Source organism: Emticicia sp. 21SJ11W-3 (genome assembly GCF_024138715.1).
Classification (GTDB): Bacteria; Bacteroidota; Bacteroidia; order Cytophagales; family Spirosomataceae; genus Emticicia; species Emticicia fluvialis.
The window spans coordinates 4497963-4516245 of sequence record NZ_CP092074.1; the positions used below are offsets into that span (position 1 = coordinate 4497963).

Here is an 18283-nt window from a genome sequence, read left to right on the forward strand (position 1 = left end):
TATGAAAATTGTCCGCTTGCCAAAACACAAACTACTGACGGCGTAGATACCCGCATTTACCCTAAATCGCTCTACGGTAAAGGTTACAACCTTTTTTGAATCATTGATAGAGCAGAAATAAACCCTGGCCAGGGTTAAAGACCCATTTCAAACAAAAACTTACCACAGGCACCCTGTACAAATGCACCTATAAGCGGCAGTAAAATACTTTTCTGGCATGAAACCCTGACAATGGCAAAAAAAGCTGCGCTCAAAATTCCATCGGTACGAACCATAGGTTGGGACATCGCCTTAACCCCAAACGACCCTACAATTATTGAGGGCAACGACAACTGGGGCAAAACCATTGTAGAGCTAGTAACAGGACAAGAACTGCAAAAAAAACCAGTCCGCAAGTGGCAAAAAAAACCTTTACCCAACGCTAGTGGACTTACCCTAAATCCAAAAAGTGCATAAAATACTTTTCTAATTTATAAAATTTTGTAATTTTAATTTTAAAAGTACTATTTGTAGGACTTTTAGGTAATTATTCGAAAAATAAGCCATAGCTAATGCATATTAAATACTTAGCCTATAATATAATTAAAACTGATTTTAGAGAACTTCATAACCTTGTAAAAAAACTAAGCGCAGAGAGGGGTCTTTCAATAACCGAAATTTATAAGGATATAGCCGTATGCCTTTTTAAATACAACACCAAGCTCCTGGATTATTTTTATCTGGGTTTGTTTAATGAAGATACAAGACGCCCGGACTTCACCGATGTTTGGCACCTGCACCAGTTTCATCAAAAGTTTAATACAAAAGACTGCTCTGTTTTTCAAGACAAAGTAAAGTTCAGAGCGCGATTCAAAAACTATTTTACTTACCCTTATTGGGTTGTAAAGTCAGAAAAAGATATTGAAGGCCTACTGCAATGGGCAGGCAAGAACCAATTCTACAAGATTGTAACCAAAATACCATTAGGCAACTCAGGTAAGCAGGTTAAAGTTTTAGATTTAACTTTTGCTGGCAATGAAGTAACCGTTGACGGTATAGATGCCCACAAGGCACTTCTTAAACTTTATAAGGAAGGATATATTCTTTTTGAATCATTCGTAGACCAGCACCCTGTTCTGAAAAACATTAACCCTATATCTGTCAACACAATCCGGATTGTAACATTTGTTAACGACCAGGCATTTGTTGAAGTATGGGTTGCTATTATACGCTTTGGCTGGAACACCCCCATAGATAATTTCAGCAATGGCGGGCTTAGCTCTAATATAAAACTTGAAACGGGTGAGATTGATAACCTGGCCAAAGTAAGAGACCCTTTTACAAAAGAAAGGTATGCAAATCATCCGGTTACAGGCAACGCTATTACAGGAGTGAAAGTCCCTTTCTGGAAAGAAACCATTGAGATGGTAAAAAAAGCCGCCCTTGAAGTACCAGGCGTTAGAACCGTAGGCTGGGACATTGCCATGACCCCAACCGGCCCTACACTTATTGAAGGCAATGACAACTGGGGAATTTATGAGGCCATATCAGAAGAGCCCGTCGGTAACAGGATTCGAGGCTTGCTTTGAAATGATACGTCTGCCAGGTCAGTTCTGTATTTAAACCATATAGCCATACTTTCATTGTTTATCCAATATCAGTCTGATACCTGAAGTTGTATTCCATTCTTCTGAGTGATGCAAAAAACAAAATCTTTTTATTCAACTGAAATCAACATTTAGTTTTAATAGATGTACAGGTTTTTTATTAAACACTTTCTGGACCTCCTTATTTCTGCGCTTGGCATTATCGTTTTAAGCCCTGTGCTAATAGTGGTAACGATAGGCCTGTTTATAGCTAATCAGGGAAACCCATTTTTTTTACAGCCCCGCCCCGGCAAAAATGGCAGGGTATTCAGTATTATAAAATTCAGGTCTATGAACAATAAAAAAGATATACACGGCAACTTGCTTTCTGATGCCGAGCGACTAACAAAAATGGGCGCTTTTATACGTAAAAGTTCAATAGACGAAATCCCCCAGCTAATCAATGTATTAAAAGGAGATATGAGCTTAATTGGCCCGAGACCCCTCCGAACCTATTATATGCCCTTATATAATGATACCCAGAAGCGCCGCCATGATGTACGCCCGGGTATTACGGGTTGGGCACAGGTAAATGGCAGAAATGACATCTCATGGACTGCCAAGTTTGAAATGGATGTATATTATATTGACCACCTGTGCCTTGCGCTGGATGCCAAAATTGCATACCTGACATTAAAGAAAGTGTTCTTAAAAGAAGGCGTTAGTAAGCAGGGATACGCCACCACGGTTCCGTTTAATGGGCATAATTAAAAAATTACAATAAGTGTATTAAAGAAATTGAATATAGCTTTCACTAATCGATGGCTGAGTAAAAAGGAAACCATATTGGGCAGCTGTCTGGAAATTGAAGAAACACAGTATTGAGATAATCCACCATTATTATAAATGCCTTAAACAGGCAAGCAAAAACGAATAAATACTTTACTAAAGGATAATGAATTATAAAGCTTTAATTATTGGCGCCGGAACCTACGGACAGGTTTATTGTGAGTATCTAAAAGAAGAATATGAAGTAATTGGGTTTGTTGACGATAATAAAGAGCTCATCGGGAAGAATTTCTGTGGGGTGCCAGTAATCGGTGATTTTGATTATATAACCAGCAACATTGACAATTCAGTTCATATTTTCGTTCCGATTGGGCATAATCAAACCAGAGTAGCCCTGATAAAAAAACTGGAAGCCGCCGGCTATAGTCTGCCGTCATTCATTCATAAAAGTTCACAGATTCATGAATCTGTCGCAATCGGAAAAACAGTATATGCCCTACCAGATTGCAACATTATGCCGTTTTCTACCATTGAAGACTACGTAATGATCAGCATGGGTGTAAACATAGCACATCATACTATTTTAGGCCAGGGTAGTTTTTATTCGCAGGGTACAAACATTGGGGCGGGCATAACCGTGAGCCAAAACACGTTCTGCGGGCAGGGGTGTACTTTGTCTACCGGTGTTCATTCTGTGGGCCAGAACGTTCTTATAGGCTCAGGAGCTGTAATCATAAAAGACGTGCCGGATAACGCCGTGGTAGTGGGTAACCCGGGGCGAATAATCAGATACAATAATCCGGATTAAAGATTGGTCAATTCGCATTTTTTTGTTATCATTGCTTCGCAGAACAACAAATTGCTATGAGATTTAAACTTACCTTAAAGCCCACTAACCCGGGGCAAAAACTTACTCTTAATTATAACCATCCTTTTTCAAGCTGGATATACACCCGTATCAAAGAATCAGATGCCTCCTATGCCGCCTTTCTGCATCAGAAAGGCTATCGCACTCAGGATTCTACCAAAACCTTTAAACATTTTACGTTCTCAAAGTTTGTTGTACCTCAAAAAGCCAAAGCGATTGAAAAGGGCGACGACTTTATGCTGTTATCTGACCAACCCATATATATTACCGTTTCTTTCTTCATTGATAAAGCAGCCGAAGACTTCATTATTGGCCTCTTTAACAATCAGCAAATCAGCATTTACAACAAAAAATACCAGGCCGATTTCATCATATCTTCAGTTGAATCGTTACCTGCGCCAGCTTTTGCCAATGTACCCATGCGCTTTAAAGCCGCCTCGCCAATGGTGATAGCCGAAAAACGCGTCGACGGTACCGACGAATACCTACCCCCTACTGACCCCCGGTTTGCCAGATACTTAGTACAGAACCTGTTTGATAAATATGAGTCGGTACACGGCAAAAGTATAGACGTAGATACCGCCACGCTTGATAAGCTAATCAGGATTAAGCTCATTGATACCGAAAAGATGCGTTCTAAGCTCATCTGGATTAAGCAAGACCGCAACGACGAAACTAAAATTAAAGGCTACGAAAATTTTAGTTTTGATTTAACCGCCCCAGCCGGAATAATAGAAGCAGGATTTTACGGTGGCATAGGTAAATACACCTCGGCGGCAGGCATGGGGTTTCTGGAAATTGTATAAAACAACAAGCTGATGAATGTCTTCCACGACAATAGCCCTAAAAACCGGCTATTAGGGATCCTGAAAAATCTTTTGGAGCAACCGTGCCATTATACCATTAAAATGCTGGCCGCCCGGTATAATGTGAGCCAATCTATCATCAAAAAAGATTTTGATGAGCTAAAAAACGCGTGGTTTACATTAAAGTATGACAAACAATACCGATACTACCTGGTCTCGGACAAATCGCTGGAACACCTTGAAGACGTGCTGTTTTTTACCGGGCCAGAGAAAGAGTTCTTACTTGAAGCACTCACCAAAGCCAACGCTACCGACAAACGGCTTGAGAAAATAAGGTCTAAGCTGGAGCGCATTTATGACGTATCAAAACTGGGCAGCAGTTTGTTTTCAAGAACTTTTCTTGACAAGGCCAATCTGCTTGAACAAGCCCGAAAACAAAAACGCGTAACGACACTGCTTAACTACCGCTCGACCATGAGCAGCCAGGTAAGCAACCGTGTGGTTGAGCCATTTCATATAAGTACCAAAGAAGACATACTGCATGCCTATGACCTGGAAAGGAAAGAGATACGCCATTTCAGGATTTCGAGAATTGAGCGAGTAGAACTGCAAACTGAAAACTGGCAACACGAGACCTTGCACCATGTAGCGGCAACAGACCCCTTCAGAATAGTCAGCGACCAGCAGGTATATATACACTTAAAACTAAAGACCGGCGCAGTGAACGAACTGATAGATAAATTTCCGGTTTCGCAGGCGTATATACAGCCAAGCAGCACAGAGAAAGACATCTACCATTTTGAGTGCAAAGTAAATGCCGAGTTTAAGGGCATCAGCAACTTCATTTTGGGTCACTCAGAATACATAGTTGAGATTGTTGAGCCTGAATCACTCATTGAACATATTAATAAGAAGGTGCAGGGGATAAAGTTTTAGGGGTAGGGCAAGAAATTCTTATTTTTATTACTTAAGAGATACAAAAAAAGCTTTGCAAATACGGTCCGATTTTTATTAATACTTATTAATAATTTTTCAATTCCTTACTATTTACAAAGCAATCACAAAGTTACTCTCTATTTAAAAATAAAACACAAAATATGGCTGGGTAATTCTAAAAAAAAATAAATTTAATATTTATTTATAATTGGTTCTTAATTTATTTAGTACTACGTTTGTCCTATAAATAAATTAAGATGAAAGATAACACAGCGCCATTAATCAATAAGCCGATGTTTTGCCTCAATTGCGGCAAATTACATATTAGTAATTTTAAAGAATGTGAATTATGCAATGGTTTCTGCTTTATTACAAATGATAATCTATAAAAGCTATAATACCTTAAAACTTTTATTTAAAAAATTTATGGTAGGGCAAATATTGCACCATGCAGGAGTTTAAGTTTGAAACGTAAAAAATGAATATAATAATGAGATTACACATTCACTTATCCCAAAATAAAGAGACAGTGCCTTTTACGTATCAAGAGAGGCAAGTCAGCAAACTGCATTATTGGCTAGGACACAATGAGGTGCATGACAAATTATCTCTTTATTCATTCTCATGGCTAAAGAAAGGCAAACAGGAAGGTAAAAAGGGCCTAAACTTTATTAATGGCAGCCAATACTTTATTAGTTGTTTTGATAGCCAGAATATTAAAAAAATCATTCAAAGTATCCAGACAGATAATGATTTTGGCTGGGGGATGAAAATCATATCCCTAAGCCTTGAAAAAGAACCTGTTTTCAACAATGAACACTCGTTTTCGTTAGGCAGCCCGGTATTTATAAAAAGGCCTCGTTCGGGAGAGAAGGATGCGAAATTCTACTTTTATAACGATTCAGAAGCCAACATTTTTCTCACCCAAACCCTAATCAATAAGCTTAAGCAAGCAGGACTATCAAGTGAAAGCGTTGAAGTAAAATTTGATGAATCGTATGCCAGCCCTCATATAAAAGGCTGCACTTATAAAGGAATTAAGAATAAAGGGTCTATGTGCTCAGTGATTATTAAAGGTACACCTGAGCAACTTGCTTTTGCTTGGAATGTAGGTGTAGGTAATTCTACAGGTATTGGCTTTGGCTCACTAATCTAAAATTAAAGAATTATGGAAAAATACTATGTAGTTAAATACAGCGGTCAATTTGGTTTTATTAAACCATGGACAGCGGTAAGAGACAGTGAAACTTTCTCTCAGCAATTTTTAACGCCATCTATTGTAGAAGGCATTGAAAAAAAGTTGTTTCCGGAGTTGTTATCAGAAAATGGAATAAAAAAGATAGTTGGGCATAGACTTTCATATACTCAAATCAGTTCTCAGCAAGAAGTCATTCAAACCCGAGGTTGGAATTCTACCCGACAAGGAAAGCAAATTCTTTTCGATAGACCTAAAGCTATTTTGTTGAGAGGCATCTTATTAGAGCCTGTGCTTCATCTTGCCTTTTTAACTAAAGCAGATGCTGAATTAGCATTAAGCCAGCATATCTGTCTTGTCAGAAATGAAGACTTAATGCTCCCAGTATCACTCGAAGAAGTATCGAAATACGACTTCAACAATGATACTGAGCGATTTGCAGGCTATGAATTAATCTTTGAAAAAAACGAAAAATCATTCATTGCCGGCTATCACAGACTAACGAATGACGTAATGCATGGATGGCTTAAAATAGTTGGCACACCTGTAAAACAATTCTAATGGAAAAGTTATACGCTAAATCAGGCCCGGAATGGACTTCTTTGGAGGATCATCTTTTGCATGTAGCATTTGCTGCTAAAGCATTTGCCAAACACCTTAAAAAAAATGAAGAATTAGCATACAAAGGAGCTATTTTACATGATATTGGCAAGGCACATCCTGCGTTTCAAGAGCGTCTTTTTAGCAATGCGAGGAAAAGTAAAACATTCAGACACGAAATCAGCTCGTTATTCTTTTTATCAATATTTCCTGCTGACGAATACGAAGTTTTAATAGAAATGATTATTGGGCATCATAAATCTGTAAAAAATGATGCAGGCGAAAAGGGTCTACTTGATTTAGAAAAAGGATACGATTATTTGGATTATCATTTAGGAAAATGGGAAGAGTGGAGCGTTAAAGCCATTGAATTATTAAATAATTTAGGAATACATGCCTCAACTATTACAAAGGCGCAAGCACTTCAAAACATAGATTTTGTAATAACATATTGTAAGAAAAAAACGAAAGAAAGGGGTTACTCAGAATGGCGTGGACTTCTAATGGGAGCAGACCACTTTGCTTCTGCCGTTATTAATGATACAGAAAAACATATTAAAAAAGCTTTTAAAAACCCAAATCTCTGTTTTTTCAATAGAACAAGTGCTTTATATCCTTTATCATTAATTGATAATTTCCGCTCAGAAAAAAAACACACCATAGTTGTAGCATGCACAGGTGCAGGCAAGACTGACTACCTTTTTAAAAGATGTAAAGGGAGAGTGTTTTATACTTTACCTTTTCAGGCATCAATTAATGCAATGTTTAAAAGAGTTGCACATTCACTTAAAGATACTAATCCGGAACTCGACATTAGGGTCTTACATGCTGCTTCATGTGTTGTGAAAAGAAAAAACGATGAAGAAGAAGAAAGCGTTTTACAATCATTATTTGGGTCCTCAATTAAAATTCTTACTCCTCATCAATTGGCAGCAATTGCTTTTGGAATGAAAGGATATGAAGCATTACTGCTTGACTTAAATAGTTGTGATATTATTCTAGATGAAATTCATACTTATTCAGGTATCTCTCAATCAATAGTTTTAAAACTAATTGAAATCTTAAAGGCAAATGATTGTAGAATCCATATTGGAACTGCTACAATGCCAACAATTCTATATAAAAAAATAATCGAGCTATTAGGAAATGATGTACTTGAAACCAGCCTTTCAGACGAAGAACTAGACAAGTTTAATCGACACAGGGTATTTAAAATTAACTCATTTGAAGATGCTAATCAGATTATATCAAATTCAACAACTCATAACGAGAAAGTTCTAATCGTTTTAAATACTGTTGACAAAGCTCAGCAAGTTTATGATTTGATTAAAGAGTCCTATCCTGAAATTGATAAACTTTTATTGCATAGCAGGTTTAGAAGATGTGACAGAAATGAAAAAGAACTAGATTTAATTGGCTTGGATAATGAAGGAAATCCGATACAGACATTTAATACTTCAAATAAAGCATGTATAGTTGTTTCCACGCAAATTGTTGAAGTAAGTCTGGATATAAGCTTTGATGTTATGATAACTGAAACAGCTCCTTTAGATGCTCTTATTCAAAGGTTTGGCCGAATAAATAGAAAAAGAACTACAGAAAATGCAGAAACAATAAAAGATGTTTTTGTGATTGCTCCGCCTGAAAGCACTAAGGATGCTAAACCTTATGACATTGAAATTTTGAAACGGACTTTCAATGTATTAAGCAATGGCGAAATTCTTAAAGAACGTGAACTTCAACAAAAAATCGATACAGTTTTTACAGAAATCAACTTTTTAAAGATTGAAGAGCATGCAGTTTTTAAGTCTGATGGAAGAATTAGCATTGATAAACTCACCCATAGTAGAGAACCCATATTAATGCAACTACTTGAAATTGATTCCGTATCATGTATTCGTGAATCAGACCAGGATGAATACGAAAATTCTTACTTTGAAAGGAGGCTTGAATTGGAAATACCCGTCAGATACTTTTCAGTATGCAAAATGAATCAATCAGAAAAAGGGAATAAACCTTTTATTATTCCTGATAAAGCCTATGACCTAGAAAAAGGACTATTTGTTAAAGAAATAAAAGAAGAAAATTTTAACTCTAAGTTTCAAATTTTATGATAACAACCGTTGTTGGAAAAACATTTTTAGAAGCATATAATGCAAAATATGAAGTAAATAAATCTCCGAAAGAGTTTTTTGAGGAAGTTTATTTTGAGTTATTCTATAATCACGCTAAATATATGCAATGGGTGACCAACTCTCCGTTTGTTCAAATGAAAACAGGCCAAAAACCTGAACTTTTGACTCATACTGAAAGAATTGAGAAGCTCGAAAACTTATTCGAAAAGGTTGAAAATTCAGAACCTGACGCAAGTTTTGCACTCGGTTTCCCTGCATCTGAATTAAAAGAATACGCAAGCACGTCTGGCCTGGTTAGTGATTTAGTTATACCAACAACACCCGATGACATTTACTTATCATGGATTGGCAGCGGTCTAGGGATTGGAGTAGCCGGTGGGTTTTCCATACTTTATAATGATGCTAAAATTACCTTACAGACTTTCGAAGGATGGAAAATTTATAGAAAATACTTAGAAGATGATGGGTTAGATAAACTTAGGGGGAATCAAATAAATACTTGGAATGGACAGTGGTTGAAATATTCATTAGATAAAGATGAATACAGGGAAGACTTTGATTTTACTGAATTAACTAATCAAAAAATCTTTGCTGTAAGTGAGTCATTGGCAGAGGTTAATACTGTAAACTGGTCAGAACTTTTCTTTAGTCTCTCTCAATTGTATCCACAAGGCGAATTAACTGGTTACGTATACGGATTCGGTCAAACTAACAAAACTATAGGGTTTATACCTTTTTATCTAAAATCTGGCACTAGAATAATTGATATTTATCGCCAATTATTCGGAGAACTAAATACTGACAAAAAGCGCTTTGAAGCTCTTTTTGGGATGCACATTAAACGCGCTTGTGAGCTTGGCAGTATAGGATTGCAAGCACTTAGGCCTGAAGGGCTTGTTAAGTATATGAAAGAAGATAAAACTATTTCATTAAAGAAAGAAGAAGATACATTTAATTATTACGCATATAAAACCTGGCTTATAGCAATGATATCAAAAAACAAAGATGAAATAACAGATTATACACTTGAATTGGCGGAGACCTTTTTAGAGTATAGAAACCGCGGGAGTAAGAATGATAGAAAAACTCTATTAGAAAAATTATTCTCAACGAAAACAAAAAAAGCTTTTTTAACAAATCTGACAGAAATGATAGAAGGCTTTGAAAAAGAAGAAGATAGATTAAAACTTAGGAATTTTAGAAATGAAACTCATTTGATGACAAATGAAGAATTTGAATACTTTCACATATTACTAAAATTTGACTACACATTTGTTGAAAAAAATAATAAAAACTAAATAAAAATATGAATACTATTTATATCAGAACTTTAAAACGAGCAGAACACACAGTGTTTTGTGTTGCAGATGGCCAAAAATATTATTATGATAATCAATTTGGAAGAAGAATTCCTTTCTCAAGTGGACAACAAGTAAAACGCTCATTAATTGAAACATTATGTGATGCAATTAATCAAAAGCCTTCTCCAACTACATTCATATCTGAAATTGTAAATGTAAAAGGTAAGAAAGAAATCAATGAAGGAGAGGTCTTTGGCACTTGTGATCCGACTTTCGCAGACCAATTATTTGGAGGATGGATGAAAGCTTCCAAAGCTCTTGAAGGGGTTAAAAAAGAAAGGACTCTAAAGAGAAGAAGCCCTCTTTCTATCTCTGCAATGCGAGCTTTACACCCACTATTGGCAGGAATGCAAAAAGAAGCTGGATCTTTTGATAGAAGCGAAAGACCTAATAATCTAATCGTTGTGAGAGATGAAAAAGGCAATCAATTGTCAGATGAGGATATAAATGACTTATTAGACGGAAAAGACCGAAGCCTAACAAGAAAATGGCTAAATGCATCTGATAGAGCCTCAGGCTTGTTTGTTTCAGATATAGCAATTGATTTAAGACGCTTATTTTCTGTCTCATTAAATAGTTTTGAACCTGAAATGTCAGATAAGACTATTGATAAACTAAAAGAAGAAGGATGGAAAGAATCGGAAAACGTATTTGGCAAATGTCTTGTAGCACCAAAAGAATTAAGAAAAGAATGGATTAAAGGATTAGCTAAAGCAATCATTGACTGGAGAATCACCTCAAATCAGGCAAGAACATTTAGCTTAATGGATACTTTAGCAATATCAATTAGTGATAATGCAAATCTGATAGCAGGTAGCATTAGAGCAAAATTATCGGAAGAAGATTCAGACAAAGCCAATCCAATTATTGAAGAAAACCTGAAAGGTGTAAACACATTTATTACACTTCAAGCCGGAGGATACATACAAACAAAAGGAGAAACTTCAGACGCCCTCGAAAAAGCAGAAGAAAAGCTGATAGAGCTTTTAACAAGTTTTGACTACGAGAATCAATTATAAACCATGCCCATCACAGCTACCCTCATCAATTATCTGATGGTTTGTTACCGGAAAGTCTGGCTACACGCCAACGGCATCCGGATGGAACATACCTCTGAGATAGTTGCTGAGGGTAGGCTCATAGGGCAGGAAAGCTACCCCCAACGTGCCGAACGATACACCGAAATTGAGGTGTCGGCGCAATTCCCCCACCCTGCTTACCAGTTTATATCGCTGGCAGCAAAAATAGATTTCTTTGACCCCTCAACGGGTGTGGTGCATGAAATAAAAAAATCAAACGCAAAAGAGCACGCCCACGTAGCGCAGGTGCAGTTTTATTTATATGTGCTGCGGCTTAACGGTATCCGGGCCGACTATGGGCTGCTTGAGTACCCAAAACTTCGTATTACTGAAAAAGTAAGCCTTTCGGCTTCTGACCAACAACAACTGGAAGCGCTTATTATAAAAACTCATGAAATTGCTACCCTGAGCCATTGCCCCGACAGGCTGCCTGTCAGTAAATGTAAGTCTTGCAGTTTTTTTGAATTTTGCTGGGTTGGAGAAGAATAAACCTGAATCATGAAAAAAACATACTACTTGTTTAATCCGGGCAGGATGTCGCGCCGCGACAATACGCTTAGTTTTACCCCTATCGACGAAAATAACGTGGAAGGGCAAACGCGTTACATTCCCATTGAAACCGTAGATAACATCTATTGTTTTGGTAGCCTCGATGCCAATTCTGCTTTGTATAATTTCCTGGGTAAGAACCATGTATCTGTTCATTTTTTCGATTATTACGAGCATTACACAGGCTCCTTTATGTCTAAAGATTATCTGCTGGCAGGCAAAATGCAGATAGACCAGACAAAGCATTACAGTTCTGACAAAAAACGACTTATAATTGCCCGTAAAATTATTGACGGTGCGGCGTTTAATATGCTCAAAAATCTGAGTTATTATGCCAACCGGGGCCGGAATCTGGCAGAGGCCATTAACCGTATCAGCAGCTATACCGTACTTATACCCGGTGCCACAAAAATTGATGAACTGATGGGCATTGAAGGGAATATCAGGCAGGCATATTACTCAGGCTTTGATGAGATAATCAACGATTTTGAAATGGGGAACCGCACAAAACAACCGCCAACCAACGAGATTAACACCTTGATTTCGTTCGGCAACATGCTATGCTATACGGCTTGCCTGAGCCAGATCTATCATACACAACTAAACCCCACCATCAGTTTTTTGCATGAACCCGGCTATCGAAGATATTCTCTGGCCTTAGACCTGGCCGAGATTTTTAAACCTATATTGATTGACAGGCTCATATTTACGGTTCTGAACAAGCATCAGATAAAAGCTGGCGATTTCAGAAAAGAGCTAAATGCCTGTGTTATGAAAGACTCGGCGCGGAAAACATTTGTGCAAGCCTTTGAAGAAAAACTAAAAGAGACTTTCAGGCACCGGAAACTGAGCCGCAATGTATCATACAAGCAGTTAATAAAGCTAGAGTGCTACAAGCTACAAAAACATATTTTGGGTATAGAAGAATATAAACCATTCAGGATGCTGTGGTGACCCATTAACGGAAAAACAATAAACTGCTATGTATGTGATTCTTGTTTATGACATAGGCGAAAAGCGGGTCGGCAAAATGCTTAAGTTTTGCCGGAAGTACCTGAACTGGATTCAGAATTCGGTGTTTGAAGGGGAAATAACTGAAGTAAAGCTGAAGGAAATGCTGATAGGCGCAAAGAAGATAATGAATGAAGAAACCGACAGTATTATTATTTTTAAGAGCCGTGAAGAAAGGTGGCTCGACAAAGAAATTATAGGTATTGAAAGGATGAGAACCGATAACTTTCTGTAGGGGGGTGTCGTCGGTGCCTATAAAAACAGTTCATTGACATACTGAAAAAATAACACTCAGCAGGCAACTTGCTGATTATCAATGGTCGTCGATGTACAGGCAAAATCCTATCATTATACATCGACGACTTTTTCATTGATTTTTCCATCCAAAAACCCTATTTTTACATCATCTGAGCCGTTTTTTCAACGGCCACCAATCGCACCATATAGGAATTGAAACATTAGATTAAGCCCTTTTGCATTAAAAGGCAGTTTAACCACCAATCGCACCATATAGGAATTGAAACAGCGAGTCATTTACACTGCCCAACAGCACAAAAGGCACCACCAATCGCACCATATAGGAATTGAAACGAAATATAAGGACCTGGCAAATGCTGATAAAGGAGACCACCAATCGCACCATATAGGAATTGAAACTGAACCATGAGTCTTTACATACGGCATGGTACAACCTCCACCAATCGCACCATATAGGAATTGAAACTTTGATTGTTTCTGCCAACGCACAAAATTTATTGAACCACCAATCGCACCATATAGGAATTGAAACGAATAAACTCCTCCAGAGCCAACGCTGGCCCATATCGCCACCAATCGCACCATATAGGAATTGAAACACTACTAAAATGCTTGCGACTGAAGAAGCCTTGGGTTCCACCAATCGCACCATATAGGAATTGAAACGAGGTGGCGTTCGTCTTCGGTGCCTTTTCTTTGCCCTCCACCAATCGCACCATATAGGAATTGAAACTTTAGCTATTCGTTTCTTACTCCGAATAAACCGGACCACCAATCGCACCATATAGGAATTGAAACAGGAGGAAGTCGAAGAACTTAAACGCCGATACGGAGCCACCAATCGCACCATATAGGAATTGAAACTTTTCTTATCTCTTCTTTTTGTCTGTTGCTCTCAACCCCACCAATCGCACCATATAGGAATTGAAACTTTATTATAACGGTGTTGCTTAGATGCGATACTGTCCACCAATCGCACCATATAGGAATTGAAACTCAAATTGCGTTGGCAGCGTTCCGGTTACATTGCCGCCACCAATCGCACCATATAGGAATTGAAACATGGCCCTGAGCAATCTACGTACACTTCTGCTGTACCACCAATCGCACCATATAGGAATTGAAACTGAGTTCCTTTTGCCCTCTCTCTACTTGTTCTATGCCACCAATCGCACCATATAGGAATTGAAACAAAAAATAAGGCCACAAACGTGGCCTTTATTTCGATGCCACCAATCGCACCATATAGGAATTGAAACTTGACAGCTGCTAAATCACAAGTGTATCAGGACTTACCACCAATCGCACCATATAGGAATTGAAACCGGATAACCAAAGGCCGACCCCTCCGTTGTTGTCTGACCACCAATCGCACCATATAGGAATTGAAACATAGGTAAAACCGTTGTTTGGTTTATATCCGTAAAAGCCACCAATCGCACCATATAGGAATTGAAACTTCCATATTACCGGTCTTTCTATCGACCTCGTAACTAACCACCAATCGCACCATATAGGAATTGAAACTCATACACGGTCATTTTACGGCCTGTTTGCCCTCTACCACCAATCGCACCATATAGGAATTGAAACAAGTAACTGCCGGGCGTGGATGCAAAATAAAATAGATCCACCAATCGCACCATATAGGAATTGAAACGCCTTAAACTAGCTAAAGTTAGTAATGTAATAGCTAACCACCAATCGCACCATATAGGAATTGAAACAACATTTTTAATGAAACAAATTAAGCATTTATGCAGAACCACCAATCGCACCATATAGGAATTGAAACTAAGTTACAAACCCGTTTTCCGTTCTGGCAGGCCAACCACCAATCGCACCATATAGGAATTGAAACGCTTCAGGCGGTCATGGTCTCAACTTACAGGCCGGACCACCAATCGCACCATATAGGAATTGAAACTTTCAGGATAAGCTAAGATTAATTCTGGTTTTTTGTCCACCAATCGCACCATATAGGAATTGAAACAATGATACAAGAAGACATTGCAACGTCTTTGCAGATGCCACCAATCGCACCATATAGGAATTGAAACAATACTGCCGCTTAACGGTTTCGTTTTGTACCCTGAACCACCAATCGCACCATATAGGAATTGAAACGAAACCGACTACACTACACAAGCACCCGAGCCTTACCACCAATCGCACCATATAGGAATTGAAACGCTATAAATATTAATTCGTATCTCCTGAGTATAGACACCACCAATCGCACCATATAGGAATTGAAACAAGTGGCAACTCTTTATCAGCGCGCAATCTCACAACCCACCAATCGCACCATATAGGAATTGAAACTAATAAGTATTTGATAAGTACAATTATATTCTTGAGTACCACCAATCGCACCATATAGGAATTGAAACCATTAATCTATTCCTTGATGCTGATGCCAGCGGCCGCCACCAATCGCACCATATAGGAATTGAAACAACCGAATGGATTTTTTATCCCGGCTCTACCTGCGCCACCAATCGCACCATATAGGAATTGAAACTTGTTAGCTTAAACTCGCTTGTGTTAAATGTTGTAGGCCACCAATCGCACCATATAGGAATTGAAACAACTCTAAACTTTAAAAGATTGCCGGGGATGGATATCCACCAATCGCACCATATAGGAATTGAAACTCAGGTGGTGGCAGCTCAGGAGGAGGTGGCGTTATAGCCACCAATCGCACCATATAGGAATTGAAACCCGCCTTAACTTTGAATTTGACAGATTCCGAAATAATCCACCAATCGCACCATATAGGAATTGAAACCCATAAAGTTTATGCCCTACTGCTTTTTTGTATTCAGCCACCAATCGCACCATATAGGAATTGAAACCCTACATCTACAATTTTAACGGGGAAACCATCCATAACCACCAATCGCACCATATAGGAATTGAAACTTTTCCGACTGGGAATTTATCCCCTCTGGCGTTTATACCACCAATCGCACCATATAGGAATTGAAACTATAATAAAATGAAAATAAATGATTTAAAATTTGCTACCACCAATCGCACCATATAGGAATTGAAACACATTGAAATCATTTGAAAGTGAATTGGCTTAATGCCACCAATCGCACCATATAGGAATTGAAACTATGTAATAGGCGGCGCGCCTTTCTTGCCGTCATTGTCCACCAATCGCACCATATAGGAATTGAAACATTTGCCAACGAGTTTGATGTTATCCGTGCCATTGCGCCACCAATCGCACCATATAGGAATTGAAACCCCCAATATTCAAAACCTTCAACGCTAGGATAAGGGTCCACCAATCGCACCATATAGGAATTGAAACTACTATGAGCGCTATATTAATGCCCGAAATCGTTATCCACCAATCGCACCATATCGGAATTGAAACGATAATCTTATATAAGTAGAACTAGCAGTAGCGGCAACCACCAATCGCACCATATAGGAATTGAAACTTTTAACTTTGCTAGAGGCCTTTTTAGCCTTAACTCCACCAATCGCACCATATAGGAATTGAAACTATCTGTTAACTGTCCTCATAATTCTAAGGTTGACGTCCACCAATCGCACCATATAGGAATTGAAACTGTTTATCAATTTTTTTAGCGTGCCAAATAATGTATTCCACCAATCGCACCATATAGGAATTGAAACATTCAAAATAACTTTCTTCTGTTACAGTTTTAAAATACCACCAATCGCACCATATAGGAATTGAAACTAATTATGGCAAAGATAATATTCTATATCGTAGATTAACCACCAATCGCACCATATAGGAATTGAAACTATAATAAAATGAAAATAAATGATTTAAAATTTGCTACCACCAATCGCACCATATAGGAATTGAAACAATTTAACAGTTCTCATATACTCTCTTTGCTTATCCACCAATCGCACCATATAGGAATTGAAACTAACTTGAATACCTAGCTTAATATCTTTGTTATCCGCCCACCAATCGCACCATATAGGAATTGAAACAAGGAATCCGACCAAACATTTTTAATGAAACAAATTACCACCAATCGCACCATATAGGAATTGAAACTAGAAAACGGGCGGCCTAGCGGTACTTCTGCTTCTCCACCAATCGCACCATATAGGAATTGAAACGAAAATGAGAAAGGCACACCTATCATTCTCAGCCGGCCACCAATCGCACCATATAGGAATTGAAACATATCGGTAATGAGTGAGAAACCAAATTGATGAATTCCACCAATCGCACCATATAGGAATTGAAACAAACGCCAGGCCTCGCCCGGTGCAAAATCTGTTGGTCCACCAATCGCACCATATAGGAATTGAAACGTGGTTGAAATTAGTTTTGTGAGCGATCGTGGCTCTACCACCAATCGCACCATATAGGAATTGAAACCCTATCATTAACTGTTTCATTTCTTTTGTGTCGTTTACCACCAATCGCACCATATAGGAATTGAAACAAAAGCCACGCCCCGGCGACCTTATAGGGTATATGTCCACCAATCGCACCATATAGGAATTGAAACTTACGGCAAAGAATAGTTTTGATGTTGATATTATGCTACCACCAATCGCACCATATAGGAATTGAAACAGCAAGCATTTAGTCAAGGTGCTTAATGGTAAAGCAACCACCAATCGCACCATATAGGAATTGAAACTTGTATCCGCTAATAGAAACGGGGTTGACTAAAAACCACCAATCGCACCATATAGGAATTGAAACCAACACAATACAGCTTCAAGGTGAACAGCTGAAAACCACCAATCGCACCATATAGGAATTGAAACCGTTAATGACAAAGAGTATTCTTCATTATACTTTTCCCACCAATCGCACCATATAGGAATTGAAACCCTATGCCCGAGAATAAGTCTAACAGTATTATTTTCACCACCAATCGCACCATATAGGAATTGAAACCAACTAGTTCTACAACTACATCAACTTCAACTAGTTCCCACCAATCGCACCATATAGGAATTGAAACGCGTATTCATCCGCGTATCAACAATCAGGAGTATGTTCCACCAATCGCACCATATAGGAATTGAAACAAAGAATTCATATCAGCAACAGGAGAGAAGTTTTATCCACCAATCGCACCATATAGGAATTGAAACTTAGCTACCGAAT

General features: G+C 38.2%; 14 protein-coding genes and 1 CRISPR repeat array (1 of these 15 running past the window's edge). All 14 genes read left to right on the forward strand.

Features of this window, described 5'->3' with window-relative positions; genetic code table 11:
- Positions 1-225 precede the first annotated feature (225 nt).
- The 14 genes from MB380_RS19045 to cas2 all read left to right on the forward strand — a co-directional run bounded on the left by MB380_RS19045 (position 226) and on the right by cas2 (position 13129).
- Positions 226-456 carry a sugar-transfer associated ATP-grasp domain-containing protein gene (locus MB380_RS19045; RefSeq protein ID WP_253535614.1) on the forward strand — a complete coding sequence of 77 codons (231 nt, stop codon included), beginning with the start codon at positions 226-228 and terminating at the stop codon, positions 454-456.
- Positions 457-551: 95 nt separating this feature from the next.
- Positions 552-1568, forward strand: coding sequence for a sugar-transfer associated ATP-grasp domain-containing protein (locus MB380_RS19050; RefSeq protein WP_253530107.1), 1017 nt, complete (start codon positions 552-554; stop codon positions 1566-1568).
- 162 nt (positions 1569-1730) lie between these two features.
- A complete protein-coding gene (locus MB380_RS19055; RefSeq protein ID WP_253530109.1) occupies positions 1731-2336 on the forward strand; it encodes a sugar transferase in 606 nt (201 codons plus the stop codon).
- A 184-nt stretch (positions 2337-2520) separates the two neighbouring features.
- Complete coding sequence (locus MB380_RS19060; RefSeq protein ID WP_253530111.1) at positions 2521-3162, forward strand: acetyltransferase; 642 nt, start codon at positions 2521-2523, stop codon at positions 3160-3162.
- Positions 3163-3218: 56 nt separating this feature from the next.
- Complete coding sequence (gene cas6 / locus MB380_RS19065; protein WP_253530113.1) at positions 3219-4028, forward strand: CRISPR-associated endoribonuclease Cas6; 810 nt, start codon at positions 3219-3221, stop codon at positions 4026-4028.
- Positions 4029-4040: 12 nt separating this feature from the next.
- A complete protein-coding gene (locus tag MB380_RS19070; protein WP_253530115.1) occupies positions 4041-4964 on the forward strand; it encodes a YafY family protein in 924 nt (307 codons plus the stop codon).
- Between the two features lie 490 nt (positions 4965-5454).
- Positions 5455-6120 carry a CRISPR-associated endoribonuclease Cas6 gene (gene cas6 / locus MB380_RS19075; RefSeq protein ID WP_101724388.1) on the forward strand — a complete coding sequence of 222 codons (666 nt, stop codon included), beginning with the start codon at positions 5455-5457 and terminating at the stop codon, positions 6118-6120.
- A 12-nt stretch (positions 6121-6132) separates the two neighbouring features.
- Positions 6133-6720: a hypothetical protein gene (locus MB380_RS19080; RefSeq protein ID WP_253530118.1), complete on the forward strand. Its 588-nt coding sequence runs from the start codon at positions 6133-6135 to the stop codon at positions 6718-6720.
- Complete coding sequence (gene cas3, locus MB380_RS19085) at positions 6720-8873, forward strand: CRISPR-associated helicase Cas3' (RefSeq protein ID WP_253530121.1); 2154 nt, start codon at positions 6720-6722, stop codon at positions 8871-8873. The genes MB380_RS19080 and cas3 overlap by 1 nt, the downstream gene beginning before the upstream one ends.
- Positions 8870-10192 carry a hypothetical protein gene (locus tag MB380_RS19090; RefSeq protein ID WP_253530124.1) on the forward strand — a complete coding sequence of 441 codons (1323 nt, stop codon included), beginning with the start codon at positions 8870-8872 and terminating at the stop codon, positions 10190-10192. Before cas3 ends, MB380_RS19090 begins: the two co-directional genes overlap by 4 nt.
- Positions 10193-10200: 8 nt before the next feature.
- Positions 10201-11274: a CRISPR-associated protein Cas7 gene (locus MB380_RS19095; RefSeq protein ID WP_253530126.1), complete on the forward strand. Its 1074-nt coding sequence runs from the start codon at positions 10201-10203 to the stop codon at positions 11272-11274.
- A 3-nt stretch (positions 11275-11277) separates the two neighbouring features.
- Positions 11278-11823: a CRISPR-associated protein Cas4 gene (cas4, locus tag MB380_RS19100; RefSeq protein WP_253530128.1), complete on the forward strand. Its 546-nt coding sequence runs from the start codon at positions 11278-11280 to the stop codon at positions 11821-11823.
- A gap of 9 nt (positions 11824-11832) precedes the next feature.
- On the forward strand, positions 11833-12837 hold the full coding sequence (cas1b, locus tag MB380_RS19105; protein WP_253530130.1) for a type I-B CRISPR-associated endonuclease Cas1b: 1005 nt from the start codon (positions 11833-11835) through the stop codon (positions 12835-12837).
- 28 nt (positions 12838-12865) lie between these two features.
- Positions 12866-13129: a CRISPR-associated endonuclease Cas2 gene (gene cas2, locus MB380_RS19110; protein ID WP_253530134.1), complete on the forward strand. Its 264-nt coding sequence runs from the start codon at positions 12866-12868 to the stop codon at positions 13127-13129.
- Between the two features lie 192 nt (positions 13130-13321).
- A CRISPR array of direct repeats spans positions 13322-18283; the repeat unit is 30 nt; unit sequence CCACCAATCGCACCATATAGGAATTGAAAC; it runs 3364 nt beyond the window's last position.